Source organism: Streptomyces fradiae (genome assembly GCF_041270065.1).
Lineage (GTDB): Bacteria > Actinomycetota > Actinomycetes > Streptomycetales > Streptomycetaceae > Streptomyces.
The window spans coordinates 3377410-3400442 of sequence record NZ_CP065958.1 but is presented as its reverse complement, the minus strand read 5'-3'; the positions used below and the strand labels follow the sequence as shown (position 1 = coordinate 3400442).

24 protein-coding genes are annotated in these 23033 nt (G+C 71.8%); 8 read left to right on the top strand and 16 right to left on the bottom strand.

Features of this window, described 5'->3' with window-relative positions:
* The first annotated feature begins 74 nt into the window (after window positions 1–74).
* Window positions 75–860 carry an SDR family oxidoreductase gene (locus JAO84_RS15300; protein ID WP_370413389.1) on the top strand — a complete coding sequence of 262 codons (786 nt, stop codon included), beginning with the start codon at window positions 75–77 and terminating at the stop codon, window positions 858–860.
* Between the two features lie 85 nt (window positions 861–945).
* Here JAO84_RS15300 and JAO84_RS15295 read toward each other — a convergent pair whose 3' ends face one another.
* From JAO84_RS15295 to argS, 4 genes are all read right to left on the bottom strand, one after another.
* On the bottom strand, window positions 946–2160 hold the full coding sequence (locus tag JAO84_RS15295) for an MFS transporter (protein ID WP_370413388.1): 1215 nt from the start codon (window positions 2158–2160) through the stop codon (window positions 946–948).
* A gap of 111 nt (window positions 2161–2271) precedes the next feature.
* On the bottom strand, window positions 2272–3012 hold the full coding sequence (locus JAO84_RS15290) for an SDR family NAD(P)-dependent oxidoreductase (RefSeq protein WP_370413387.1): 741 nt from the start codon (window positions 3010–3012) through the stop codon (window positions 2272–2274).
* Entirely contained in the window at window positions 3009–3773 is a 765-nt protein-coding gene (locus tag JAO84_RS15285) for an arylmalonate decarboxylase (RefSeq protein ID WP_370413386.1), read from the bottom strand. Before JAO84_RS15285 ends, JAO84_RS15290 begins: the two co-directional genes overlap by 4 nt.
* A gap of 209 nt (window positions 3774–3982) precedes the next feature.
* Window positions 3983–5752, bottom strand: a complete 1770-nt coding sequence (argS, locus tag JAO84_RS15280; RefSeq protein ID WP_370413385.1) for an arginine--tRNA ligase — start codon at window positions 5750–5752, stop codon at window positions 3983–3985.
* 241 nt (window positions 5753–5993) lie between these two features.
* Between argS and lysS the strand changes: the two genes are divergently transcribed.
* The gene (lysS, locus tag JAO84_RS15275) at window positions 5994–7715 is read left to right on the top strand and encodes a lysine--tRNA ligase (RefSeq protein ID WP_370413384.1); all 1722 of its coding nucleotides are present in this window, start codon (window positions 5994–5996) and stop codon (window positions 7713–7715) included.
* Window positions 7716–7796: 81 nt separating this feature from the next.
* On the opposite strand, the gene JAO84_RS15270 is transcribed toward lysS, so the two are convergent.
* The 3 genes from JAO84_RS15270 to JAO84_RS15260 all read right to left on the bottom strand — a co-directional run bounded on the left by JAO84_RS15270 (window position 7797) and on the right by JAO84_RS15260 (window position 10969).
* Window positions 7797–9056: a DUF2637 domain-containing protein gene (locus tag JAO84_RS15270; RefSeq protein WP_370413383.1), complete on the bottom strand. Its 1260-nt coding sequence runs from the start codon at window positions 9054–9056 to the stop codon at window positions 7797–7799.
* A gap of 150 nt (window positions 9057–9206) precedes the next feature.
* On the bottom strand, window positions 9207–9941 hold the full coding sequence (locus tag JAO84_RS15265; protein ID WP_370413382.1) for a DUF3558 domain-containing protein: 735 nt from the start codon (window positions 9939–9941) through the stop codon (window positions 9207–9209).
* Between the two features lie 134 nt (window positions 9942–10075).
* Entirely contained in the window at window positions 10076–10969 is an 894-nt protein-coding gene (locus tag JAO84_RS15260) for a DUF3558 domain-containing protein (protein WP_370413381.1), read from the bottom strand.
* A gap of 176 nt (window positions 10970–11145) precedes the next feature.
* Between JAO84_RS15260 and JAO84_RS15255 the strand changes: the two genes are divergently transcribed.
* A complete protein-coding gene (locus JAO84_RS15255) occupies window positions 11146–12339 on the top strand; it encodes an RtcB family protein (protein ID WP_370416770.1) in 1194 nt (397 codons plus the stop codon).
* A gap of 62 nt (window positions 12340–12401) precedes the next feature.
* Here the strand turns inward: JAO84_RS15255 and JAO84_RS15250 are convergent, their stop codons facing one another.
* The 4 genes from JAO84_RS15250 to JAO84_RS15235 all read right to left on the bottom strand — a co-directional run bounded on the left by JAO84_RS15250 (window position 12402) and on the right by JAO84_RS15235 (window position 15282).
* On the bottom strand, window positions 12402–13244 hold the full coding sequence (locus JAO84_RS15250) for an LAGLIDADG family homing endonuclease (RefSeq protein WP_370413380.1): 843 nt from the start codon (window positions 13242–13244) through the stop codon (window positions 12402–12404).
* A 143-nt stretch (window positions 13245–13387) separates the two neighbouring features.
* Entirely contained in the window at window positions 13388–14059 is a 672-nt protein-coding gene (locus JAO84_RS15245) for a DUF2278 family protein (protein WP_370413379.1), read from the bottom strand.
* 54 nt (window positions 14060–14113) lie between these two features.
* Window positions 14114–14878: an SDR family NAD(P)-dependent oxidoreductase gene (locus JAO84_RS15240; RefSeq protein ID WP_265866441.1), complete on the bottom strand. Its 765-nt coding sequence runs from the start codon at window positions 14876–14878 to the stop codon at window positions 14114–14116.
* Window positions 14879–14946: 68 nt separating this feature from the next.
* Complete coding sequence (locus JAO84_RS15235; protein ID WP_370413378.1) at window positions 14947–15282, bottom strand: YnfA family protein; 336 nt, start codon at window positions 15280–15282, stop codon at window positions 14947–14949.
* An 88-nt stretch (window positions 15283–15370) separates the two neighbouring features.
* Between JAO84_RS15235 and JAO84_RS15230 the strand changes: the two genes are divergently transcribed.
* Window positions 15371–15853, top strand: coding sequence for a hypothetical protein (locus JAO84_RS15230; RefSeq protein WP_370413377.1), 483 nt, complete (start codon window positions 15371–15373; stop codon window positions 15851–15853).
* Window positions 15854–15886: 33 nt separating this feature from the next.
* Here JAO84_RS15230 and JAO84_RS15225 read toward each other — a convergent pair whose 3' ends face one another.
* Window positions 15887–17422 (bottom strand): FAD-dependent oxidoreductase, encoded by a 1536-nt coding sequence (locus JAO84_RS15225; protein WP_370413376.1) that lies wholly within the window; start codon window positions 17420–17422, stop codon window positions 15887–15889.
* Window positions 17423–17581: 159 nt separating this feature from the next.
* Here JAO84_RS15225 and JAO84_RS15220 point away from each other — a divergent pair, with 159 nt between their 5' ends.
* A complete protein-coding gene (locus JAO84_RS15220; RefSeq protein WP_370413375.1) occupies window positions 17582–18142 on the top strand; it encodes a TetR family transcriptional regulator in 561 nt (186 codons plus the stop codon).
* Window positions 18143–18166: 24 nt separating this feature from the next.
* Here the strand turns inward: JAO84_RS15220 and JAO84_RS15215 are convergent, their stop codons facing one another.
* On the bottom strand, window positions 18167–18913 hold the full coding sequence (locus JAO84_RS15215) for a Mut7-C RNAse domain-containing protein (RefSeq protein ID WP_370413374.1): 747 nt from the start codon (window positions 18911–18913) through the stop codon (window positions 18167–18169).
* A gap of 99 nt (window positions 18914–19012) precedes the next feature.
* Here JAO84_RS15215 and JAO84_RS15210 point away from each other — a divergent pair, with 99 nt between their 5' ends.
* Entirely contained in the window at window positions 19013–19486 is a 474-nt protein-coding gene (locus tag JAO84_RS15210) for a GNAT family N-acetyltransferase (protein WP_370413373.1), read from the top strand.
* Here JAO84_RS15210 and JAO84_RS15205 read toward each other — a convergent pair.
* Together JAO84_RS15205 and JAO84_RS15200 are read right to left on the bottom strand one after the other, a co-directional pair.
* Entirely contained in the window at window positions 19470–20039 is a 570-nt protein-coding gene (locus JAO84_RS15205; RefSeq protein ID WP_370413372.1) for a GNAT family N-acetyltransferase, read from the bottom strand. The two genes, JAO84_RS15210 and JAO84_RS15205, sit on opposite strands and share 17 nt — an antisense overlap.
* Window positions 20040–20053: 14 nt before the next feature.
* Window positions 20054–20998, bottom strand: a complete 945-nt coding sequence (locus JAO84_RS15200) for a DUF6597 domain-containing transcriptional factor (RefSeq protein ID WP_370413371.1) — start codon at window positions 20996–20998, stop codon at window positions 20054–20056.
* An 80-nt stretch (window positions 20999–21078) separates the two neighbouring features.
* Between JAO84_RS15200 and JAO84_RS15195 the strand changes: the two genes are divergently transcribed.
* Window positions 21079–21693, top strand: a complete 615-nt coding sequence (locus JAO84_RS15195; RefSeq protein ID WP_370413370.1) for a TIGR03086 family metal-binding protein — start codon at window positions 21079–21081, stop codon at window positions 21691–21693.
* 21 nt (window positions 21694–21714) lie between these two features.
* On the opposite strand, the gene JAO84_RS15190 is transcribed toward JAO84_RS15195, so the two are convergent.
* Window positions 21715–21957 (bottom strand): hypothetical protein, encoded by a 243-nt coding sequence (locus tag JAO84_RS15190; protein ID WP_265866431.1) that lies wholly within the window; start codon window positions 21955–21957, stop codon window positions 21715–21717.
* Window positions 21958–22164: 207 nt separating this feature from the next.
* Here JAO84_RS15190 and JAO84_RS15185 point away from each other — a divergent pair, with 207 nt between their 5' ends.
* A complete protein-coding gene (locus JAO84_RS15185) occupies window positions 22165–23028 on the top strand; it encodes an ABC transporter substrate-binding protein (RefSeq protein WP_370413369.1) in 864 nt (287 codons plus the stop codon).
* The last annotated feature ends 5 nt before the right edge of the window (window positions 23029–23033 follow it).

Below are 23033 nucleotides of genomic sequence, written 5' to 3'. Positions count from 1 at the left end.
GTCAACTCCCCTCGTACGTACCTGATTTGACCCGCTTGACCCTCACATTAATGGAAAGGTTTCAGGATCCCGTCATGACGAACAGCAACCAGTCCAACGGAGGAAGCACCGTGACCGAGACGCCCGAGCTGACCGGCAAGGTGGCCCTGGTGACCGGCGGCAGCCGCGGTATCGGCGCGGCCGTGGCCAAGCGGCTCGCCGCCGCCGGCGCCGCCGTGGCCGTGACCTACGTCCGGGCCGCCGACCAGGCCCGCGCGGTCGTCAAGGACATCGAGGCGGCCGGCGGCAAGGCCGTCGCCATCCAGGCCGACCTCACCGAGTCCGACGCCGCCGTGGCGGTCGTGGAGCAGACGGTCCGCGACCTGGGCCGGATCGACATCCTGGTGAACAACGCCGGCTTCCTCGCCTACGGCGCCTTCGACGAGGTGACCGCCGAGGACCTGGACCGCGCGCTCGCCGTGGACGTCCGCTCGATCTTCCTCGCCTCCCAGTCCGCCGCCCGGCACATGGGCGACGAGGGCCGGATCATCAGCATCGGCTCGTGCTTCAACGGCCGTGTCCCCGGCTCGAACTTCGTCGTCCAGGCGATGGCCAAGACCGCGCTCATCGGCTTCACCAAGGCCCTCGCCCGGGAGCTCGGGCCGCGCGGGATCACCGTCACCGCCGTGGACCCGGGCCCGATCGACACCGACATGAACCCGGCCGCCGGCGAGAGCGGCGACTTCCAGCGCGGTCTGACCGCCCTGGGCCGGTTCGGCGAGGCCGAGGACATCGCCGCCGCGGTGGCCTTCCTCGCGGGCCCCGGCGGCCGTTACGTCACCGGCACCTCGCTCGCCGTCGACGGCGGCTACACCGCCTGACCGACCACCCCTGCATTAGCCGCGAGGCGCCCCGGCCGTTCCCCCGGCCGGGGCGCCTCGCGGCTTTCGTACGGCGTCGCGGACGTCAGGCCCGGCTCTTTCCGGGGAAGCCGTGCGCGCGGGAGGCGAGGACCACGACCAGGACCGGGACCAGGAGGGCGAGGACGATCCAGGGGAACGGGGTGACCCCGACGGCCTGCAGCACGAGGCCGCCGGCGATGCCGCCGCCGGCCATGGCCACGTTCCACAGCACCACCAGGATGGCCTGGGCGGCGTCGGCCGCCTCGCCGCCGGCCTGCCCCGCGGCCGTCTGCAGCAGGGTGGGCACGCCACCCCAGCCCAGACCCCACAGCGCCGCTGCGACGTAGACCAGGGCGTCGGTGCCGGAGAACGCGCCCAGGACCGCGACGGCGAGGCCCACAAGGAGGGTGCTGGCGATGGTCAGGGTCCGCAGGTGCGCGGCGATGTAGGTGCCGACGACCCAGATGCTCACCAGGGACGCGACGCCGAAGACGAGCAGGGCCGCGTCCGTCTGGTCGCCCATGCCGATGTCGTCGAGGAACGAGGCGATGTACGCGTACAGGATGGTGTGCGCGAGGACGAAGACCAGCATGACGAAGAGCACCGGGGTGACACCGGGCACCCGCAGGGTGCTGCGTACGGGGATCTTGCCGCCCGCCGCCTGCCCCGGGTAGTCCGGCACGATCGCCGCGATCCAGACCAGGAGCAGCACGGTCAGGCCGGTCATGACGAGGAACGCCGCCTGCCAGTTCGCGATCCTGCCGAGGAAGGTGCCGGCCGGGACGCCGAGCGACAGGGCGACGGGGATGCCGGCCATCGCGATGGCGATGGCGCGGCCCTCCTGGTGCGGGGCGACCATGCGGCGGGCGTACCCGGCGAGCAGCGCCCAGGCCAGGCCGGCGGCCACACCGGCCAGGAAGCGGCCGACCAGGGTGAGCGGGTAGTTCACCGACAGGGCGGTGATGGTGTTGGCGACGGCGAAGGCGCCCATGGAGGCCATCAGCAGGCGCTTGCGGCGCCATCCGGCGGTGGCCGCGGACAGCGGGATGGTGGTGAGGACCGTGCCCAGCGCGTAGATGGTCACCGTCTGTCCGACGGCCGACTCGCTGGTGTGCAGGGTGTCGCTCATCGCGGGCAGCAGCCCGGCGGGCAGCGTCTCGGTGAGGCTGGTGATGAAGACGGCGACGGCCAGCGCGAGCAGGGCCGCCATCGGCAGCTTCGCGGCGTCGGCCGGCGGGGCGTCACGGGTGGGGGACTCGGGGGAAGCGGTGCTCGTCATGACGAGATCCTGAAACCTTTCCATTGATGTGAAGGTCAAGCGCGTGCGGGGACGGGCGCCGGGGGAGCGGCCGCGCAGCCGCGCGTGCGGCGTCCGGCGTGCGGCGGGCGGCTACAGGCGCAGGGCGTGGATGCCGCCGTCGACGGTGAGGACCGTGCCGGTGGTGCCGGAGGAGGCGGAGGTGGCCAGATAGGCGATGGCCTCGCCGACCTCCTCGGGGCGTGCGAGGCGCCCGAGGGGATGCCGCTCGTTCAGCTCGGCCCGCGCCGCCGCCGGGTCCGGGGCCAGCGCCAGGACCCGCGCGATCCAGGGCGTGTCGACGGCGCCGGGTGCGACGGCGTTGACCCGTATGCCCTCCCGGACGTGGTCGGCCGCCATCGCCAGGGTCAGCGAGTAGATCGCGCCCTTGGACGCGGAGTAGAGCGTGCGCCGGGGCACGCCGGTCAGCGCGAAGACGGAGCAGGTGTTCACGATCGCGGCCGCCGGGGACTCGCGCAGATGCGGCAGCGCGGCACGGGCGAGCCGCACCATGCCGATGACGTTCACGTCGAGGACCCGACGCCACTCGTCGTCGTCGTTGCCCGTGATGTCGCCCTGGGCGGCGATGCCCGCGTTGTTGACGACGATGTCGACCCGGCCGAAGCGCTCGACGGCCTGCGCGACCGCCCCGCGTACGGAGGCGTCGTCGGTGACGTCGCAGGCGATCCCGACAGCGGGCGCGGCGACCTCGTCGGGCTTCAGATCCAGGCCGGCGACACGTATGCCCCGGGCGGCGAGGGCGGCCGCGGCGGCCGCCCCGATCCCGGACGCGGCGCCGCTCACCACGGCCACGAGGGAGTCGGAGGTCGTCATCGCACCGCCCCGTCGATCCGCTGGAGCAGGGCGTGCTCACCGGCACCGGCGAGCCCCGCGGTGCGCCGCGCCCACCACGCCGCCGCGCTGTTGGAGGTGATGAGGGTCCGCCGCGTGCCCTCCGCGGCGAGCGCGGCCACGGCCGGCAGCGTCCCCATGCCCGTGCCGGTGAACAGCACCGTCCCGTCCTCGGGGACGTCGGCCTCCCGTATGCGCTCCAGGAGCGTCTTCGTCGTCACCAGGTACGGGTTGAAGTCCTCGTCCTTCTCCTCGCCGCGGCCCGGCGGGTTCGGCCCGGCCGGCGCGAGGACGATCCGGTCGACCGTCAGACCGGCCTTCTCCCAGTAGCCGCGGGACAGTTCGGTGAGCCACGACGCGTACGGGGACACCAGCGTCAGGCTGCTCACCCCCAGCGCGTCGCACAGGTCGAGGATGGCCAGCGTCGTCGACTGCACGGGGAACCCGCAGCGCTCCGACAGCTCCGCGCAGAAGGCACGGTCCCCGTCCGGGCCCAGCAGATAGTGCGAGGCGTTGCACGCCACGACGGCGCCGTCGAGCCGCATGGTCCCGAACGTGGCGAGCACATCGGGAAGCACCTCGTTGTACATCTCCATCGTTTCCAGGGTGAATCCGGGAGTCACCGGGAAACGGGTCGTGTACACATTCATCTCGGAGCCGAGCAGCTCGTGGTACTCGGGTTCCGCGATGGGGTTCTCGGGCGGAACGAGGAGCCCTAAGCGGGGCAGCGTGAAGATATCCATGCCCGCAAGCTAACGCCGAAAACGGGGGCGATTCCCCCGTCCTGACGTACTGCCATGTCAATCTTGAAATGTCTTTCAGTCTTGACACTTCTTGACAAGTCGCCACATTTTCTTTGCGAAAAGGCGTGGCGAAAGGCCTGGAAAAAGGAGAGGACGGCCGTGCCCGAAGGCACGGCCGTCCTCTCCTTTTTCGCCGATACTGCCGAGTGTCAGAGACGCTCGGGCGTCCGGATGCCCAGCAGGGCCATGCCCTGGTGCAGGGTCCGGGCGGTCAGGTCGCAGAGGAAGAGACGGTTCTCGACCTGCTCCGGGGTGTCGGCCTTCAGGACCGGGCACTCCGAGTAGAACGTCGTGTACAGCGACGCCAGCTGGTAGAGGTACGCCGCCAGCTTGTGCGGGGCGAACTCCTCGGCGGTCTCCTGGATGACCTCGCCGAACGAGTCCAGGTGCAGGCCGAGTGCCCGCTCCGAGGCCGCGAGCGCCAGCTCCGGGTGGGCCGCGGGCCTCGCGTCACCGGCCTTGCGCAGGATCGACTGGATACGGGCGTACGCGTACTGCAGGTACACCGAGGTGTCGCCGTTCAGCGAGACCATCTGGTCCAGGTCGAACTTGTAGTCCCGCGCCGCCGACGTCGACAGGTCCGCGTACTTCACCGCGCCGATGCCCACCTGGGCACCCCGCTCGGCGATCTCTTCCTCCGACAGGTCCTGGGCCTTCTCCCGGACGACCGCCGACGCACGCTCGACCGCCTCGTCGAGCAGGTCCACCAGCCGCACCGTCTCGCCCTCACGGGTCTTGAACGGCTTCCCGTCCTTGCCGAGGACCGTGCCGAAGGCCAGCTGGTGCGCCTTCACCTCGTCGTTCAGCCAGCCGGCCCGGCGGGCCGTCTCGAAGACCATCTTGAAGTGCAGCGACTGACGGGCGTCCACCACATACAGCAGGGTCGACGCCTTCAGGTTCTGCACCCGGTCGCGGATCGCCGACAGGTCGGTCGCCGCATAGCCGAAGCCGCCGTCGGACTTCTGGACGATCAGCGGGACCGGGTTGCCCTCCGGGCCCTTGATGTCGTCGAAGAACACGCACAGCGCACCCTCGGAGCGGACGGCCACGCCCGACTCCTCCAGGATCCGGCAGGTCTCCTGAAGCATGTCGTTGTACCCCGACTCGCCGACGATGTCGGGGTCGCGGATGTCCATGTCGAGCTTCTCGAAGACCGAGTAGAAGTAGATCTTCGACTCGTCGACGAACCGCTGCCACAGGGCGAGGGTCTGCTCGTCGCCCGCCTGCAGGTCCACGACCCGCGCCCGGGCCCGCGTCTTGAACTCCTCGTCGGAGTCGAAGAGCGCACGCGACGCCTTGTACAGCCGGTTCAGGTTCGACATGGCCTCCTCGCCGGAGACCTCCGCGCCCGCGCCCTCGGCCTTGTGGTCCAGCTCGTGCGGGTGCTCGATCAGATACTGGATGAGCATGCCGAACTGGGTGCCCCAGTCGCCGATGTGGTGCCGCCGGACCACCTGCTCGCCGGTGAACTCCAGGATCTCGACCATCGCCGCGCCGATCACCGCCGACCGCAGGTGGCCGACGTGCATCTCCTTCGCCACGTTCGGCTGGGCGTAGTCGATCACCGTCGTGCCCGCCGCCTCGTTGAACGGCACGCCGAGCCGCGCGTCGGCGGCACGGGCCGCGAGCGTGTTCACGATCGCCGCGTCGGAGACCGTGATGTTGAGGAAGCCGGGGCCCGAGACCTCGATCACCTGCAGCACGTCATTGGCCGGGATGGCCTCGACGACCTTGGTCGCCAGCTCGCGCGGATTGCCCTTGAGCTGCTTGGCGAGGGCCAGGATGCCGTTGGCCTGGAAGTCGGCCCGGTCGCTTCGTCGCAGCAGCGGGTCGGCGGACCCGGCCTCCGGCAGGGCTGCCGAGAGGCCTTCCGCGAGGCGCTGCTGCACGGTCGAAGCGAGGGAAGGGACCGAGGCCATGAGCTTCCGTTCCTGTGGTGGGAGACTTACGGGCTGTTTCGCCTGTCAAGTGTCCCATGGGCAGGCAACGAGTTTTCTCCCCCTGTGGACAACCACAGGCCTGTGGACAACCACGGAGTACGGAGAAGCTCAGCCTGTGGACAACCTCGGAGCGCGTCCTTCCGTCTGGGACAATGACTCGTGTGGGGCCTACCGGCCCGCAGGCTTTCCGAAGGAACCAAGGAAGAAGGACGAACCGACCGTGGCTCAGAGCAGCACCGAGACCGACTGGGTCTCCCGTTTCGCGGACGAGGTCATCGCCGAGTCGGAGCGACGTGCGCCTGGCAAACCGGTCGTCGTCGCCTCCGGCCTCTCCCCCTCCGGCCCGATCCACCTGGGCAACCTCCGCGAGGTCATGACCCCGCACCTGGTCGCCGACGAGATCCGCCGCCGCGGGCACGAGGTCCGCCACCTCATCTCCTGGGACGACTACGACCGCTACCGCAAGGTGCCCAACGGCGTCACGGGCGTCGACGAGTCCTGGGCCGAGCACATCGGCAAGCCGCTGACCTCCGTCCCGGCCCCCGCCGGCTCGCCGCACGCGAGCTGGGCCGAGCACTTCAAGGCCGCCATGGTCGAGGCGCTCGCCGAGCTCGGCGTCGAGTACGACCCGATCAGCCAGACCGAGCAGTACACCTCCGGCGTCTACCGCGAGCAGATCCTGCACGCCATGCGCCACCGCGGCGACATCGACGCCATCCTCGACCAGTACCGGACGAAGAAGGCCCCGAAGAAGCAGTCCCAGAAGCCCGTCGACGAGGCCGAGCTGGAGGCCGCCGAGGGCTCCGGCGCCGCCGGCGAGGACGACGGCTCCGGCGGCGGCGCCGGCTACTTCCCGTACAAGCCCTACTGCGGCCAGTGCGAGAAGGACCTCACCACCGTCACCGGCTACGACGACGAGACCACCGAGCTCTCCTACACCTGCTCCTCCTGCGGCTTCGCCGAGACCGTCAAGCTCAGCGAGTTCAACCGCGGCAAGCTGGTCTGGAAGGTCGACTGGCCCATGCGCTGGGCCTACGAAGGCGTCATCTTCGAGCCCTCCGGCGTCGACCACTCCTCGCCCGGCTCGTCCTTCCAGGTCGGCGGCCAGATCGTCGGCATCTTCGACGGCGTCCAGCCCATCGGCCCCATGTACGCGTTCGTCGGCATCAGCGGCATGGCCAAGATGTCCTCCTCCCGCGGCGGCGTCCCCACCCCGGCCGACGCCCTGCAGATCATGGAGCCCCAGCTCCTCCGCTGGCTCTACGCCCGCCGCCGCCCCAACCAGTCCTTCAAGATCGCCTTCGACCAGGAGATCCAGCGGCTCTACGACGAGTGGGACAAGCTGGAGGCCAAGGTCGCCGACGGCACCGTGCTCCCCGCCGACGCCGCCGCCCACGCCCGCGCCGCCCGCACCGCCGCCGGCGAGCTGCCGCGCACCCCGCGCCCCCTGCCGTACCGCACGCTGGCCTCCGTCATGGACATCACCGCCGGCCACGACGAGCAGACCCTGCGCATCCTCACCGAGCTCGACCCGGAGAACCCGGTCGCCTCGCTCGACGAGGTCCGCCCACGCCTCGACCGTGCCGAGAACTGGATCACCACCCAGGTCCCGGCCGACCAGCGCACCATCGTCCGCGACGAGCCCGACACCGCACTCCTCGGCTCGCTCGACGACGAAGGCCGCGAGTCGCTGCGCCTCCTCCTGGAGGGCCTCGACACCCACTGGTCCCTCGACGGCCTGACCACCCTGGTCTACGGCGTCCCGAAGGTCATGGCCGGCCTCGACCCCGAAGCCAAGCCCACCCCGGAGCTCAAGCTCGCCCAGCGCTCCTTCTTCGCCCTCCTCTACAAGCTCCTCGTGAGCCGCGAGACCGGCCCCCGCCTCCCCACGCTGCTGCTCGCGGTGGGCGCGGACCGCGTGCGCAAGCTGCTCGGCGCGTAACCGTCACCGACGGCCCGAGCCGACGAAAACCGCCCTCCTCCGCATCGTGCGGAGGAGGGCGGTCTCATGCGCGGGCGCCGCCTACGGCGTGTGGGTCTCCGCCCACTCCTGCTCGATCCGGAGCCGCAACTGCGGGATCAGCTCCCGCAGGATCGACGTACTGCGCGGATGAGTGATCCCGTACCGGTCACTCAGCCGTATGTCGAGCTGCTCCGACGTCGGGAACTCCTGGTTCTCCTCCACGTAGTCCCACATCGCCTTGTACGCCGACTCCGCGAACTCGACCCCCGACGGCTCCTCGTCCACGAACTCCGAGTACTCCTCGAACTCCTCCGGACCCGGCGGCGGAACATCGTCCGGACCCTGCGGGATCGGCACCGGAGTCGGCTCCAGACCCTCCACGATCTGAGGGTCGTACGTGCCCTGATAGGTCTCCGGCGAAAGCTGCTGCGCCGCAAACCACGGGTTGCCGTCCTCACCCGGAACACCCTGCTGCGCGGGCACCGCCTGAGCCGGCACCATCTGCCCGGGCGCCATCTGCCCGGGCACCTGCGCCGCCACCTGCACCGGCTGCATCTGCATCTGCGCCTGCGCCTGCGACTGGGGCAGCTCCGGAGCCACGGGAGCCACCGGGACCGCCGGGGCCGGCGGCAGCAGGGCCGGTTCCACACCGGCCGCCGCCAGGCCCGCCGCCGCCGTCTCCGCCAGCGGCACGCCGTACTTCGCAAGCCGCAGCGGCATCAGCGCCTCCACCGGCGCCTTCCGCCGCCACGCCCGCCCGAACCGGGCCTGCAGCCGCGCCTGATAGATCAGCCGGTCCTGCTCCAGCTTGATCACCTGCTCGTACGAACGCAGCTCCCACAGCTTCATCCGCCGCCACAACCGGAACGTCGGAATCGGCGACAGCAGCCAGCGGGTCAGCCGCACACCCTCCATGTGCTTGTCGGCCGTGATGTCCGCGATCCGGCCCACCGCGTGCCGCGCCGCCTCCACCGCGACCACGAACAGCACCGGGATCACCGCGTGCATGCCCACACCCAGCGGGTCCGGCCACGCCGCCGCGCCGTTGAACGCGATCGTCGCCGCCGTCAGCACCCACGCCGTCTGCCGCAGCAGCGGGAACGGGATCCGGATCCAGGTCAGCAGCAGATCGAGCGCGAGCAGCACACAGATGCCCGCGTCGATGCCGATCGGGAAGAAGTACGAGAAATCGCCGAAGCCCTTGTCGACGGCCAGCGCGCGCACCGCGGCGTACGAGCCGGCGAAACCGATCCCGGCGATGATCACCGCACCCGCGACGACCAGGCCGATGAGTATCCGGTGCGTGCGTGTCAGCTGCATCGCGGCCACCCGCGATCCCTCCCGTCGTTCGACATCTCGCGGGCACAGACTGGCACATGTGCGCGAAGCCCGACCCTCGGGGGAGGGACGGGCTCCGTTACGAATCCGCACAAACGGCGCGAAAACGTCGTACAGGCGTCGTACAGAGGCCTACTTGTTGGCCGCCTCGACGGCGGCGATCGCCTCCTTGGCGGCCTTCAGCGCACCATCCGAGATCGTCTTGTCCGACGGAGTGTCAGCCCCGGCGTAACCGGCACCGTTGTACGACAGCAGCACCACCACATTGCCCGCACGCGCGACCACCGAGGCGTACTGGAAGTCCTCGTCCGTCTTGCGCAGCTGGTACGTCACCGTGTCCGCCTGCTCGCCGACGCCTGTCGTCTGCGTCGTCTTCAGCTTCTTCGCACCCGCCGTGGCCTGGACCTTGGCCAGCTCCTTGGCGTAGCTCTCCGTGGCGCGCTCCTGGCCGCTGCCGAGCGTCGCGTCCGACTCGTAACGGTAGAAGGACACATCGAGCCAGCGGTACTGCGAGCCCTTGGTGCCCTTGTCCTCCAGACCGTTCCACGAGCAACCGCCACGGCTCGCGGCATCACTGGAGGTGGCCTCCGTGCCGTTCTTGTTCTTCACCTTCGGCACGAGGCTCTCGACCGTCTTCGACGAGACCGACTTGCAGATCTCCGGCAGCTTCGCGAACTTCGCCGGCTCCACCTTCTTCGTCGACTGCGTGGGCTGCGGCGCCGCCGCGGACGAGGACGCCCCCTTGTCCGGGGCACCGGAGCCCTTGTCGCCGGAGTCCGATCCGGAGGAGCAGCCGGCGGCGACGAACATCACCGGGACGGCGGCGCAGGCGAGTATGCGGGAGAGGCGCGGGGCAGATCGCTGCATGGTTCCTTCAGTCGCTTGTCGTACGGTCCGGGGGCGCCCTGAGCGCATCCGGCCGGCCGACGGCCGGCTGCCGACGGGCGGATACGCCGACACGTTACGTGGTCCCGCGCCGCTCACGGAGCGGGTCCGGACGGCTACTCCTCAAGCCGCTCGGCGAGCAGCCGGGCCAGATTCCGGGCCTTTTCCTGCAGCTCCCTGCTGTCGGGCAGCTCGGCGGAGGTCGTCGTCTGCTCCTCGTACGCCACCGTCACGATGACGTTCGATGTGCGGAACACCACGCTCACGAGCCGCTTCGCGCCCGACGGGCCGGGCGCGGCGAGGGTGTCGTTCACGAACGCGACCTCGCCGAGCCCGTCGAGGGTACGGGGCTCCAGACCGGTCGTCGGCGAGGCGGGAGTGGCCGGGGTGGCCGGGGCGGACGGGGCCGTGCTCCCGTGCGACGGCTCGTGCCCGGCGAGCGCGGAGGTGGCCCCACCGGCGGGCGTCGTGGTCGGGGTCGCCGCCCCGCTCGGCGCGCCCGTCGGCGTGGGCGGGGCGGTCGGCGGCGCGACGATGCCCGCGGCCGCCTGCTTGCTCCCGAACACCTCCTGCGCACGGTCGGCGTCGCTGACCGCCGGGTCGTACGACACCACCCGCTCGAAGTCCAGCGTCAGCCGGTGCGTCGCGTCGGGCGCGTCCGCCTTCCAACTGCACCCCACCCGCCGGTCGGTGTCGAACGTCGCCGCCGCCGTCCCCCGATAGGTCCGGTCCCGCTCGGCGTCCGGCAGCGCGGCGGCCCCCGGCAGCAGATCCTTCAATGTCGCCTGCGGCACGGCACCACACGGCTCGAACAGCGTCCGGTAGCGCCCGGGCGCCGCCGTCGTGGTGGCCGGACCCGCCTTGGCGTCCACCGTCTCCGCACTCGGGGCGGTACCGGAGGAGCAGCCGGTCAGCCCGACCCCGAGACCGACGGTCAGGGCGACCGCGGAGACCACCGCGGACCCGGGCCGACCCGCCCCGCGCCCCGGTCCGTACGCCTTGCGCTGCACGATCCCAGGCTCCCTTCTCCGGGAGGCGAACCCCCGAAAACCGATTGCCGCGCCGCCTGGCGCGATGAACACAATGTGTATCGCAAGCACAGCCGTCGATGCCGGTCCGCAGTCACCTGTACGGGCTTTGGTTCCGGTTTTTGCGTTATCAGGCTTATCGGGGGAATCGAGGGAGTATGTCGTACGTAGAGGTACCGGGCGCGAAGGTACCCATCCGCATGTGGACCGATCCGGGCTCCGTCGAGGACGGCGCGATGCGCCAGCTCCAGAACGTCGCGACGCTCCCCTGGATCAAGGGCCTCGCCGTGATGCCCGACGTGCACTACGGCAAGGGCGCGACGGTCGGCTCCGTCATCGCGATGCGCGACGCGGTGTGCCCGGCGGCGGTGGGCGTGGACATCGGCTGCGGCATGTCGGCCGTCAAGACCTCCCTCACCGCGAACGACCTCCCGGGCGACCTCTCCCGCCTCCGCTCCAAGATCGAGCAGGCCATCCCGGTCGGCCGCGGCATGCACCGCGCGGCGGTGGACCCGGCCCGGCTGTTCCAGTTCCCGACGGCGGGGTGGGGCGACTTCTGGTCGCGGTTCGACTACGTGGCGGAACCGGTCAAATTCGTTCGTGATCGAGCAGAAAAGCAGATGGGAACGCTCGGCGGAGGAAATCATCTGATTGAAGTCTGTCTTGATGAGTCATGTTCGGTCTGGCTGATGCTGCACTCCGGCTCCCGCAACATCGGCAAGGAGCTCGCCGAGTACCACATCGGTGTCGCGCAGAAGCTGCCTCACAATCAGGGTCTGGTCGATCGCGACCTCGCCGTGTTCGTCTCGGACACTCCGCAGATGGCCGCTTACCGTAACGATCTCTACTGGGCGCAGGAGTACGCGAAGTACAACCGGGCCGTCATGATGGCGCTGCTGCAGGAGGTTATGCGGCGAGAGTTCCGCAAGGCGAAGGTCACCTTCGAGCAGGTCATCTCCTGCCACCACAACTACGTGGCAGAGGAGCAGTACGAGGGAATGGACCTGCTCGTCACCCGCAAGGGCGCGATCCGGGCCGGCTCGGGAGAGTTCGGCATCATCCCGGGCTCCATGGGCACCAGTTCGTTCATCGTGAAGGGACTCGGCAACGAGGCCGCGTTCAATTCGGCCTCGCACGGTGCGGGCCGCCGCATGAGCCGCAGCGAGGCGAAGCGACGGTTCACGACCAGGGACCTGGAGGAGCAGACCCGTGGTGTGGAGTGCCGGAAGGACTCGGGTGTGCTGGACGAGATCCCCGGCGCGTACAAGCCGATTGAGAAGGTGATGGAGCAGCAGCGGGACCTGGTCGAGGTGGTCGCGAAGCTGAAGCAGGTCGTGAACGTGAAGGGCTGAGGCACGATGCCGAAAAGAGGGCCGATGCGTGCGCATCGGCCCTCTTCGCGTGATGCGGGGGGCTAGTTCTTCTTCAGCAGGCGCCAGCGGCGCAAGTTGCAGGACTGGTAGGTCCGGCCGAGGGCGCTGGCGGCTTCTTCGATCGTTGCCGAGCTCAGCAGAATGTTGTCTTCCAGCAGTGTCCAGGTGCGTACCTGGCGGGGCGGTGGCGTGTCCGTGGGGCGCTCCCAGGCGCTGACATCGCCTGCTGCCAGCTGCTTCCGTTCCAGGGCAAGTGCGCCCGGCGTGTAGAGGTGCTGAGCGAGGGCGACGGCTCCTTCCCGCAGGTACACGACGTTGTACGCGGCGTCGCGCTTGTTGCGGCCAGGGATTTTCCGGATGCCGAGGGTGCGGTTCGTGTAGTGGCACAGGTACACCGCGATGGCAGTGCTCTGGGTGGTGAGGCTGATGAACGGATGGCCGTCCTTGGTGAAGCCCACAGAGCCGTCCGCGTCGATGAGGCCTCGGATGTAGTCGGGCCGGGAGAACGGCACGCGGGGCGGTGTGATGCGCTTCGACTTGCGGCCGTAGGGGATGCCGAGGTCGTTGAGCCTCGTACGGGCTTCCAAGGCGCAGAGGGCCCAGGTGGCCGTGTGGCTGACCTCGGCGAAGTTCGTCGCCCGGGTGCGCTGGGTGATGCTGCTGTTGTACGGCGTGAGGCGCTGGAATTCTTCCAGGATCGCGATGTCGCGCGCGTTGATTTCGACGGTGAGTTTGCCCTTGCGGCCGATGCCCGCTTGCAGGTGTCCGTCCGCCTGGAGGAAGCCGAACATGTACGCGTAGTCGGGGTTTTCCAGGTCCATGAAGGAACTGGCGGGCGCGTCGAGGTCGAAGAGCGTTGGCGCGCTAGGGTCGTGTTCAGCCATGGGAAGTCTCAGCCTTCCTGATGGTGAGGCCCTCGGTCGGGATTGCAGTCCCGGCCGAGGGCCGTTGCTGTATGGAGTTGTTTCGACCGTAGGTCGGGCGTTCGGGTGGCGTTGGGGCTTTCGGGGGGATTCACCCGAACGGGTCAGTTCGCCGGGTGGCCGAGGATGTTCGTGTGGGCCGCTTGGCTGGAGAACTTGTTCAGGAAGACGTCGTAGCGGCCGTCGGGGCGGCGGGTGGCCGTGGCGCCGTCCTGCCAGATGCCGTTTTCGGGCCACCACTGGGAGCCGGCGGGGTCGCCCTGGTTCTGGTGGATGTTGTGCATGCCGAGGTCGCCCGGGGGGTCGTCGTCGAAGGGTTCGCCGAAGACGAGGATGGGGCGGCCGGGGGCGAGGAGGGGTTCGAGGGCGGTGGCGGCGTCGAGGTTGGTGCCGGCCTGCCAGGGGTGGGAGCCCAGGAGGTCGAGGAGTTCCTCGAGCCAGGTGGGCGGGCGGCGTTGGAAGAGGACGCCGGAGTGGTCGACCAGGGGCGGGTGGCGGAGGTAGTCGAGGGCGCCGGAGTCCGGGCTGGGGGCGAGGTCGTGGTAGCCGGGGGTGAGGGCCGCGGCCTGGCCGAGGGTGTGGGCGTCCAGGGTGAGGGTCTTCCACTCGACGCCGACGTTGGACTGGTGGCTGTCGACGTCGATCGCGCACTGGTAGCGCCCGGCGGGGGCGTCCACCTCCACGTGGATGTGGAACCAGCGGCCCTGGTCGTCGGGCTGGTCGCGGTAGTGGCGGTACACGGTTCCCGAGAGCACGCCGTAGCGTTCGAAGGGCATGCCGTCAGTGAAGCAGCCGGAGCGCCGCGGGGCCTGGCGGCGCTCCGGGAGCGGTCAGAGCTCGCGGTGGACCTTGGTGTTGGAGGCCTGGGCGCGGGGGCGGACGACCAGGAGGTCGATGTTGACGTGCGGGGGGCGGGTGCAGGCCCAGGTGATGGTGTCGGCGACGTCGTCCGCGGTGAGCGGCTCCGCGACGCCCGCGTAGACCTTGGCGGCCTTCTCGGTGTCGCCGCGGAAGCGGGTGGTGGCGAACTCCTCGGTGCGGACCATGCCGGGGGCGACCTCGATGACGCGGACCGGGGTGCCGACGATCTCTAGGCGGAGGGTCTCGGCGAGGACGCGGGCGCCGTTCTTGGCGGCGACGTAGCCGGCGCCGCCCTCGTAGGTGGAGTGGCCGGCGGTGGAGGAGACGACGACCACCGTGCCGTCGCCGCTCGCGGTGAGCGCGGGGAGCAGGGCCTGGGTGAGGTTGAGCGTGCCGATGACGTTGACCTCGTACATGCGGCGCCAGTCGTCGGGGTCGCCGGTGGCGACGGGGTCGGCGCCGAGGGCGCCGCCGGCGTTGTTGACGAGGACCGCGAGGGTGCGGAAGGCGGTGGCGAACTCGTCGACGGCGGCCCGGTCGGTGACGTCGAGGGCGTAGGCGGTGGCCTGGTGGCCGGCCTCGGTGAGCTCGGCGGCGAGGGCCTCGATGCGGTCCTTGCGGCGGGCGGTGAGGACGACGCGGTAGCCGGCGGCGGCGAGCTGTCGGGCGGTGGCCGCGCCGATGCCGCTGCTCGCTCCGGTGACGACGGCGATGGGCTTGCCGGGGGCGGTCATGACGGACTCCTCGCGCGGGTGGTCGGTGGGCCTGGTGGCCGGCGTGGTCAGGATAGGCGGGGGGCTGGTCAGCGGCCGCGTGGGGCCCACATGATCACGGCCATGCCGGCCAGGCAGATCAGCACTCCGGTGACGTCCCAGCGGTCGGGCCGGTAGCTGTCGGCGACCATGCCCCAGGCGAGCGATCCGGCGACGAACACGCCGCCGTAGGCGGCGAGGATGCGGCCGAACTCGGCATCGGGCTGGAGGGTGGCGACGAAGCCGTAGAGCCCGAGGGCGATGACTCCGGCGCCGATCCAGGCCCAGCCGCGGTGTTCGCGGACGCCCTGCCAGACGAGCCAGGCGCCGCCGATCTCGAAGAGGGCGGCGACGACGAACAGGGCGGCGGAGCGGGCGATGAGCATGGGGGCAGGGTGTCACGGGCGGGACACGCGGCCGGGCGGTACTGACGGGTAGTCAGAATATATGCGGAGTAATCGGTATCTTCGGGGCATGAGTGCGATGCGCAAGGTGCTGCTCGGCGTGACCCTGACGGCTGCCCTGGTGGCCGGGACCGGCACCGGGGCCGCGGTCGGAGCCGGGGCGGCCGGGGGCGAGGCGGACCTGGCCCACCACGGCCATGTCTCCCTGTGGGACGGGGAATTGGGCGTCTGGCTGGTCAGCGAGAACCACGGCCCCTCGGACGTCCACCAGGCGACCGTCCGGCTCGCCTTCTCCGCCCCGATGGCGGGCGGCCAGGAGCTGCCGGCGGCCTGTCTGTGGAGCAGCGACCGGGTGATCTCCTGCCGTACGGGTGAGCTGCGGGCGGCCGGCGCGGCCGACGAGATCGCGCTCTCCCTGCGGACGGCGGGCCGCCCCGAGGAGCTGACCGTGGACATCCGCACGGTCTGGCGCGACGGCGCCGCCGACCGCAATCCGCGCAACGACCGTCACCATGTCCTGGTCCTCGCGACGGGCGACCCGTACGTCTTCTGAACGGTCTCCTGCTTTCGACATCGCCGACCGTCCTTACAGTGCGGTCGTGTAGCCGTCGGGGCGGACCAGGAGGGTGTCGCGGCGGGCCGGGTTGGCCCAGGTGGCGCGGATCAGGCCGCCGTCGGTGACCGGGGCCGTGCCGGGAAGGTCCGGGGTGGCGCCCTCGGGGTCCTCGGGGGTGACCAGGACGAACTGGCCGGCCCGGAGGAGCTCGTGCAGCCGGCCCTCGCGCAGCTTCAGGTCGGGGACCCGGCGGGTCCCGGGGCCGTAGCCGATGCCGATGCCGCTGATCTGGCCGATCGCCCGGTCGGCGACCGGGCGGACGGAGCCGATCACCCGGGTGGCGAGGTTCCGGCCGAACCGCTGGAGCGGGGTGTGCGCCATGGCGAGCCGGACGATGGCGCCGCTGGTGCGCAGTACGCGGGCGCCGATCGGGTGCCGCTCGGTCTGGTAGCCGTCGAGGACGGCCTCGGGGTCGCGGGCCGTCCCCCGCAGCACGGCGGCGAGCCGCCAGGAGAGGTTGGCGGCGTCCTGGAGGCCGGTGTTCATGCCCTGGCCGCCGGCGGGGGAGTGCACGTGGGCGGCGTCGCCGGCGAGGAAGACCCGGCCGGCGCGGTAGGCGGGGGCCTGGCGCTCGTCGCTGTGGAAGCGGGAGATCCAGCGCGCGTCGCGCATGCCGTAGTCCCGGCCCAGGGCCCGGCGGGCGATGCTCCGGAGCTCGTCGAGCTCCACCGGCTCGTCGTCGGCGACCTGGCGGCGCCGGTCCCAGCCCATCACCCGGTACCAGCCGTCGCCGAACGGGGCGAGGAAGGCGAAGGTGTCCCCGGACGGCGAGGCGGCCACGGTGAGCAGCTTGTCGGGCTCCTCGTCGAGGCGCACGTCCGCGAGGACGATCGAGCGGATCACCGAGGCGCCGGGGAACGGCAGCCCGAGCGCGGTGCGGACCGCGCTGCGCACGCCGTCGGTGCCCACCAGATAGCGCGCCCGTACGGTGACCGGCCCGTGGATCCCGTCGGTCCCGTCGGCTCCGTCGGCCTCGTCCGCCCCGTCGGGGCCGGTGAGCTCGGCGGTGACGCCGTCGGCGTCCTGGCGCAGGGCGTGCAGCTCCGTCCCGTACCGGAAGTCCACTCCGGCGGACAGCGCGCGCCGTTCGAGCAGGTGCTCCACCTCGTACTGCGGGGTGATGAGCAGGAAGGGGAAGCGGGTCTGGAGTCCGGAGAGGTCGAGGGAGAGCTGTCCGAAGAGGCGCAGGGCGCTGATCGTCGTGCCGGTGGCGATCAGCTCGTCGGCGAGGCCACGGGCGTCGAGCTGCTCCAGGGTGCGGGCGTGGACGGCGAAGGCGCGGGTCAGGTTGGAGCGGCCGGCGGGCCGCCGCTCGACGACCGTGACCTTCAGCCCGGCGGCGGCCAGGTCCCCGGCGAGCAGCAGCCCGGTGGGCCCGGCGCCGACGACGAGCACGTCCGTGTCGTGGGCGGGAGTGGCGGCGGGAGTGGGGTCGGGAGTGGGGTCGGGAGAGGGGGTGGCGTCGTGGTTCGTGGCCGTGCCGTGCGTGGTGCCCGTGGTGCTCATCGCTGCCTCCAGGGGGTGCCTGCGGTCGTCCGTGTCCGATGCCCGTCGCCCGAGCGTCGGCCAACGGCTGTAGGCCAACGCTTGTGGGTCAACGCTTGTAGGCAAAGGTAGACCCGTCCGCATCGCAATGTCAACGCCTGTAGGCCTACACTTGTGGACATGACGACCGCACGACGCTCCGACGCCACCCGCGCCGCGATCCTCGACGCCGCTCGCGAGCGCTTCGCCGCCGACGGCTACGAGCGCGCGACCATCCGCGCCATCGCCAAGGACGCCGGGATCGACCCGTCGATGGTCATGCGCTACTACGGCAACAAGGAGGGGCTGTTCGCCGCCGCCTCCATCATCGAGCTGGACCTTCCCGAGCTCGGCTCGATGCCCACCCGGCACATCGGCCCGGCCATGGTCGAGCACTTCCTGGACCGCTGGGAGCGCGACGACGTGCTGACCGGGCTGCTGCGGGTCGCCGTCACCAACGACAGCGGCGCCGAGCGCATGCAGCAGCTCTTCGCCGAACAGATCGGCCCCTTCGTCGCGGGCGTCTGCCCCGACTCCGCCGACGCGCCGCGCCGCGCCGGGCTCGTCGCCTCGCAGATCCTCGGCATGGCGCTCACCCGCTATGTGCTGCGGTTCCGGCCCGTCGCCGAGATGGACCGCGCGGACGTCGTCGCCTGGCTCGGCCCGACGATCCAGCGCTATCTGACGGCCGAGGCCCCGTAGAACCTCCGGCGGTACGGGTCAGGGTCAGGAGCGCGGTGCCGCCGACGCGCCGCCGAACTCGCGGACCGCGTCCGTCACGATCGCCTCCAGGCGCGCGTGATGGGCGCCCCGCCAGTAGATCCGCCCGCACTCGGTGCACTGCGCGAACACGTCGTACGTGTTCTCCGTGCCCTTCTCCAGGCGCTCGCGCACCGCGTCCTTGTCGGTCTCCGTCAGCGGCCCGTTGCACGCCGTGCAGCGGGTCCACGGCGCGAGCGGCGGCGCGAAGCGCTCCAGTACGTCCCGCAGCTGGTCGTCCGGCCGGTCGCTGTAGACGTAGGCGCCCGCCCACAGTTCGCGGCGGCGCAGCAGCCCGCGGTCCCGGGACAGCATCACCCGCCGCTCCTTCGCGGACAGCGCGGCGAGCGCCGGATCGCCGATGTCCTCGCTCTCGTACGCCGCGTCGACGCCGAGCAGCCGCAGCCGGCGGGCCAGCGTCCCCAGGTGCACGTCGAGCAGGAAGCGGAGCGGCGCGCCGGGCACCGGCTGGGGCCGCTCGACCCCCTCCACCTCGATCGTCTCGCCGGCCGCCGGCACGTGCGACGGATCCACCGGGCGCCCGTCCACGAGCAGCCGTCCGGCCTCGGTCAGCGGAACGCCCAGCGACTCCACGACGTGTCCGAGCGACGAGGCGCCGTCCGTGGTCACGGTGCTGTACCCCGCGCGGCGGTCGGCCGCGACGAAGAGGCGCAGGCCGGGGGCGAAGGCGATCTGGATCTCCGGTCCGTTCACGGAGCCAGAATGTCACCGCCCGCACCCGCCCTGCCAGGCAATTCCGCCCCGCCGCCCCGGACCAGGGCGCGGGACCGGGCCCCGGGGTACGGTCCCGGCATGAAGATCATCGACCTGGAACCCGGCGACCCGCGCCTGGAGGCCGAGCTGCTGCCCGTGCTCCGCGAGCTGCGCCCGCACCTCACCCCCGAGCTGTTCCGCGACATCTACGCCACCGGCCACGCCCAGGGCCTGCGCTTCAGCGCCGCCTACGCGGACGACGGCGCGGACGGCGATGGCGATGGCGAGGGCGCCGGCGCCTGCGTCGGAGTCGCCGGCTGGCGGATCGTCATCAACACCAGCGCGGTCAAGAAGCTGTACGTGGACGACCTCGTGACCAGCGAGAACGCCCGCTCCGGCGGCGTCGGCCACGCGATGATCGCCCACCTGGAGGGCCACGCCCGCGCGGCCGGCTGCTACGAGCTCAACCTGGACTCCGGCACCCACCGCACCGCCGCCCACCGCTTCTACCTGCGCGAACGCCTCGACATCGTCGCCTTCAACTTCGCCCGGGAGCTCAAGCCCCTGCCGTAGGGGCCCGGCCCTGCTCCAGGTCGAGGCGCCAGGCGTTGCACCGTATCGGGTGGCCCGGCGGGTACTCGTAGTCCCGCTCCCCGAGCAGGGTGAAGCCCGCCTTGCGGCACACCGCGTTCGACGGCGCGTTGTCCGTCGAGGGGAAGGCGAACAGCGACCGGAACCGGCCCTCCGCCCGCGCGCGCTCGATCACCGCGAGCGTCGCGGCGGTGGCCACGCCCCGGCCCTGGAACCCGGGCAGGACGGTCCAGCCCGTCTCGTACACCGGCTCGCCCTCCCAGGACGACTCCCAGAAGCCGACCGAACCGGCCGGCCGCCCCTCCGGAAGCACCTCGACCCGGAACATGCACCCGGGGCGGTCGGCGGCGGCGCTCAGCTCCACGTACCGCCGCTGGCGGACGACGAGCTGTTCCTCGCTCTCCGGGCCGCCCAGATGCCCCATCAACTCCGGTGCGTTCACCGCCCGGAGCAGCCCGCCGTCCTCGTCCGACCACGGGACGAGCCGGACACCCGTGCTGCTCTCGCTGCTCTCGCCGCTCTCGCCGATCTCCATGACGACACCGTAGGTCAGGCCGCTGACAACGCCCGCGCGTACGCGGTCGGCGGCACCCCGACCGTGGCCGTGAAGTCCCGTACGAGATGGGCCTGGTCGCTGTAGCCGAGGTCGGCGGCGAGCCCGGCCCAGTCCGGGGTCTCGGCGGGGGCGCCGGTCTCGGCGCGCTCCAGGGCCTCGTGGATGCGGTAGCGGAGGATGACCCACTTCGGGCCGACGCCCACGTGGGAGGCGAAGAGGCGCTGCAGCGAGCGCGGCGAAAGGCCGGCCGCCCGGGCGAGCGTGGACACCCGGCGCATGCCCCGGTCCGTACGGACCAGGTCCACCAGGGCCATCGCCTCCTCGGCCGCCGGGTCGGGGACCGGGCCGTGCGCCAGCAGGAACGCGTCGAGCGCCGCCACGCGCGCGTGGTCCCCGGCGGGGGAGAGGACCCGGGCGGCCGGTTCGTCGTCCGGTCCCTCGTCCTCCGCTTCCGGGAACGCCTCCGCCAGCGGGGCGATCCGGCCCGTCCAGTGCGACACCGGCCACGCGGGCGCGAACGGGCGGAAGCCGCCCGGCCGGAACTGCACGCCGCAGACCCGGCCGGTGCCGGTCAGCTCCTTGGTGAACAGCTCCAGACCGATGCCGGACACCACGGCGGAGTCCCTGGCCGAGTCCCCGGCGGAGTCCGTCGGACCGCCCGGCCGCGCGTGGCGCTCGAAGACCACGTTCACGGAGGGGTGCGGGACGACGTGCGAGGCGTACGGCTCCGTGAGGTCCCAGTCGATCAGCCAGTAGTGCTCCAGATACGGGCGGAGCTCGGGCGCCGGCAGGTGCCGCCGGAAGCGGACCCGGGCCAGCAGCTCGGCGGCGTCGACGATCCCCCGGGTGTCACGCCGGGGCCCCGGTCCCTGCCCCGGTCCCTGCCCCTGCCCTTGCCCCTGCCCTTGCTCTGGTCCTGGTCCGGAGGCGGTCGTCATGCTTCGCATGCTAGGCGCCGGGTTCCGGCCTGGCGCGTTTCTTCAAGAAGAGCCGGTTCTCGCCGCCTAGCGTCGGTCCCATGACGTACGAAGCCGGCACCCGGAATCCCCCGCTCGCCGAACTGCTCGGGATCGCCGCGGCGCACGCCGTGCCCATGGTGCGCGGCACCGCCGACGCGGACCTGGGCGCGCCCACGCCCTGCGCCGAGTACGACGTGCGCGGGCTGCTCGACCACCTCTTCCGGGTGGTCGAGAACTTCACCCTGCTCGCCGCCAAGCAGCCCTCCGACTTCGCCGGCCCCGACCCGGCGCGGCTCGCGGAGCCGGACTGGCGGGCGCGCTTCGAGACGGAGACCGCGAGGCTGGTCGCCGCCTGGGGCGAGCCCGGCGCGGAGGAGGGCACGACCGGCGCCATGGACATGCCCGCGCGGACGGTCGGCGCGATGGTGCTGCTCGATCTGACCGTGCACATCTGGGACCTGGCCCGGGCGACCGGCCGGTCCTTCGAGCCGGACGCGGCGGTCGTCGCCGAGCTGGCGGGGGAGGTGGCGCGGATGGCGCCGACGGCCCGGAAGATGGGGGTCTTCGGCCCGGAGGTACGGCTTCCGGACGGCGACGGTTCGGGCGCGGGCCCGACGCCCTTCGAGCGGCTGCTCGCGCTGACGGGGCGCGACCCGGAGACGAAGGCCTACTAGGCCTACTGGCGCGCGGGTCGCCTAGCGGATCCGGCCCGCCGCGCCGACCGACAGGCGGGAGACGACCTGCCCGAAGGCCCGTTCCTCGGCCGGTGTGAGCGGGATCGTCTCCTGCGGGTGCCACACGCGGTCCAGCGGGGCGAGCGGGCGCTCGCGGCGGGTGCGGGCGCGCAGGCCCAGGGCGACCCATACGGCCGCCGAGACGGCGAGCAGGCCGAAGAGGGTGAGGACGCGGGGGTCCGAGAACTGGCCGGGCAAGGTCATGGCTGACTCCGAAGACGCGATTCCTGCTGCTTCCTCCCGACCCGTTCAGTTAACACCACCCTGGGGGTCTTTCGGCAGGGGGTCCCGGGACCGAAGTCCCGCCCCCGCCTTGCCCCGTCCCGCCCCGCCCAGGCCCTCTTGTGCGGGCCTCGGAACCGTCCCAAGGTGTCGGGGACGGAGATTTCCGGCCGGGGAGGGAGCAGCCGCATGTCGGACGCGACAGGTACGAGCACGGGTGCATGGGGTTTCACGGACGACCGGGGTACGGGCCTGACGGCCGCGCGCCGCCCGGAGCGGGTCCTCGCGTACGTACGGGCCGGGGCCGCCCTGCTCGACCTGGGGGTGCGGCCGGTCGCGGTCTACGGCTCCGGGCACGACGGGGAGCGCCTCGACCCGGTGAAGGCGGGCGGGCTCGCGGCGGCGGGGGTGCCGTACCTGGGGCCGGGGCGGACGCTGACCGAGGAGCGGATACGGGAGCTGTGCGGGCCCGGCGGGATCGACCTGGTGGCGGACGTGACGTACGACGGCAAGAGCCCGTACGCGCTCGACGAGGCGCTCGCGGAGGGGCTGGGGGCGCCGCTGGTCGCGCTGTCCGTCGGCAACGAGCTGACGCTGGCGGCGATCGTGGCGCGCTTCGGTGAGCTGGCCGGTTCGCTGGGTGCGGCGGGCTCTGCCACGGCCCGGGGGGCCGACGCGGAGGCCGCGCTGCGGGCCGCCGCCGGCCGCAGCGCCCTGCGCGTCCTCGCCCTCTCGGGCGCGGGCCCCGACCAGGTCCACCTGGCCCGCCCCGAGGCCTGGCCGGAGCTGGCCCGCCTCGCCGAACTGGGCGTCCGTCTCCTCGACCCCGGTCCGGGCCCGGGCGCGAACTGGCTGACCACCGACTGGGAGTACGCGCTGGACCTCGCCCCCGACCTGGTCCTCTTCGACAGCCGCGCCAACGCGACCCCTCCGCACGCCGTCCCGCCGGGCGCCCACCTCACCCCCTGGAACCCGGAGACCCCGCCGAGCCCGCAGGCCGTCGCCCGCTCCTTCCAGGACCTGACGGTCGCTCTGGAGGCCCCGGACGTCTGAGCCCC

Bases quoted from the DNA above. Each gene is read 5' to 3' on its own strand.
- JAO84_RS15300 (WP_370413389.1), top strand. From the start codon at position 75: ATGACGAACAGCAACCAGTCCAACGGAGGAAGCACCGTGACCGAGACG.
- JAO84_RS15295 (WP_370413388.1), bottom strand. From the start codon at position 2,160: ATGACGAGCACCGCTTCCCCCGAGTCCCCCACCCGTGACGCCCCGCCG.
- JAO84_RS15290 (WP_370413387.1), bottom strand. From the start codon at position 3,012: ATGACGACCTCCGACTCCCTCGTGGCCGTGGTGAGCGGCGCCGCGTCC.
- JAO84_RS15285 (WP_370413386.1), bottom strand. From the start codon at position 3,773: ATGGATATCTTCACGCTGCCCCGCTTAGGGCTCCTCGTTCCGCCCGAG.
- argS (WP_370413385.1), bottom strand. From the start codon at position 5,752: ATGGCCTCGGTCCCTTCCCTCGCTTCGACCGTGCAGCAGCGCCTCGCG.
- JAO84_RS15270 (WP_370413383.1), bottom strand. From the start codon at position 9,056: ATGCAGCTGACACGCACGCACCGGATACTCATCGGCCTGGTCGTCGCG.
- JAO84_RS15265 (WP_370413382.1), bottom strand. From the start codon at position 9,941: ATGCAGCGATCTGCCCCGCGCCTCTCCCGCATACTCGCCTGCGCCGCC.
- JAO84_RS15255 (WP_370416770.1), top strand. From the start codon at position 11,146: ATGTCGTACGTAGAGGTACCGGGCGCGAAGGTACCCATCCGCATGTGG.
- JAO84_RS15250 (WP_370413380.1), bottom strand. From the start codon at position 13,244: ATGGCTGAACACGACCCTAGCGCGCCAACGCTCTTCGACCTCGACGCG.
- JAO84_RS15245 (WP_370413379.1), bottom strand. From the start codon at position 14,059: ATGCCCTTCGAACGCTACGGCGTGCTCTCGGGAACCGTGTACCGCCAC.
- JAO84_RS15240 (WP_265866441.1), bottom strand. From the start codon at position 14,878: ATGACCGCCCCCGGCAAGCCCATCGCCGTCGTCACCGGAGCGAGCAGC.
- JAO84_RS15235 (WP_370413378.1), bottom strand. From the start codon at position 15,282: ATGCTCATCGCCCGCTCCGCCGCCCTGTTCGTCGTCGCCGCCCTCTTC.
- JAO84_RS15230 (WP_370413377.1), top strand. From the start codon at position 15,371: ATGAGTGCGATGCGCAAGGTGCTGCTCGGCGTGACCCTGACGGCTGCC.
- JAO84_RS15225 (WP_370413376.1), bottom strand. From the start codon at position 17,422: ATGAGCACCACGGGCACCACGCACGGCACGGCCACGAACCACGACGCC.
- JAO84_RS15220 (WP_370413375.1), top strand. From the start codon at position 17,582: ATGACGACCGCACGACGCTCCGACGCCACCCGCGCCGCGATCCTCGAC.
- JAO84_RS15210 (WP_370413373.1), top strand. From the start codon at position 19,013: ATGAAGATCATCGACCTGGAACCCGGCGACCCGCGCCTGGAGGCCGAG.
- JAO84_RS15205 (WP_370413372.1), bottom strand. From the start codon at position 20,039: ATGGAGATCGGCGAGAGCGGCGAGAGCAGCGAGAGCAGCACGGGTGTC.
- JAO84_RS15200 (WP_370413371.1), bottom strand. From the start codon at position 20,998: ATGACGACCGCCTCCGGACCAGGACCAGAGCAAGGGCAGGGGCAAGGG.
- JAO84_RS15195 (WP_370413370.1), top strand. From the start codon at position 21,079: ATGACGTACGAAGCCGGCACCCGGAATCCCCCGCTCGCCGAACTGCTC.
- JAO84_RS15190 (WP_265866431.1), bottom strand. From the start codon at position 21,957: ATGACCTTGCCCGGCCAGTTCTCGGACCCCCGCGTCCTCACCCTCTTC.
- JAO84_RS15185 (WP_370413369.1), top strand. From the start codon at position 22,165: ATGTCGGACGCGACAGGTACGAGCACGGGTGCATGGGGTTTCACGGAC.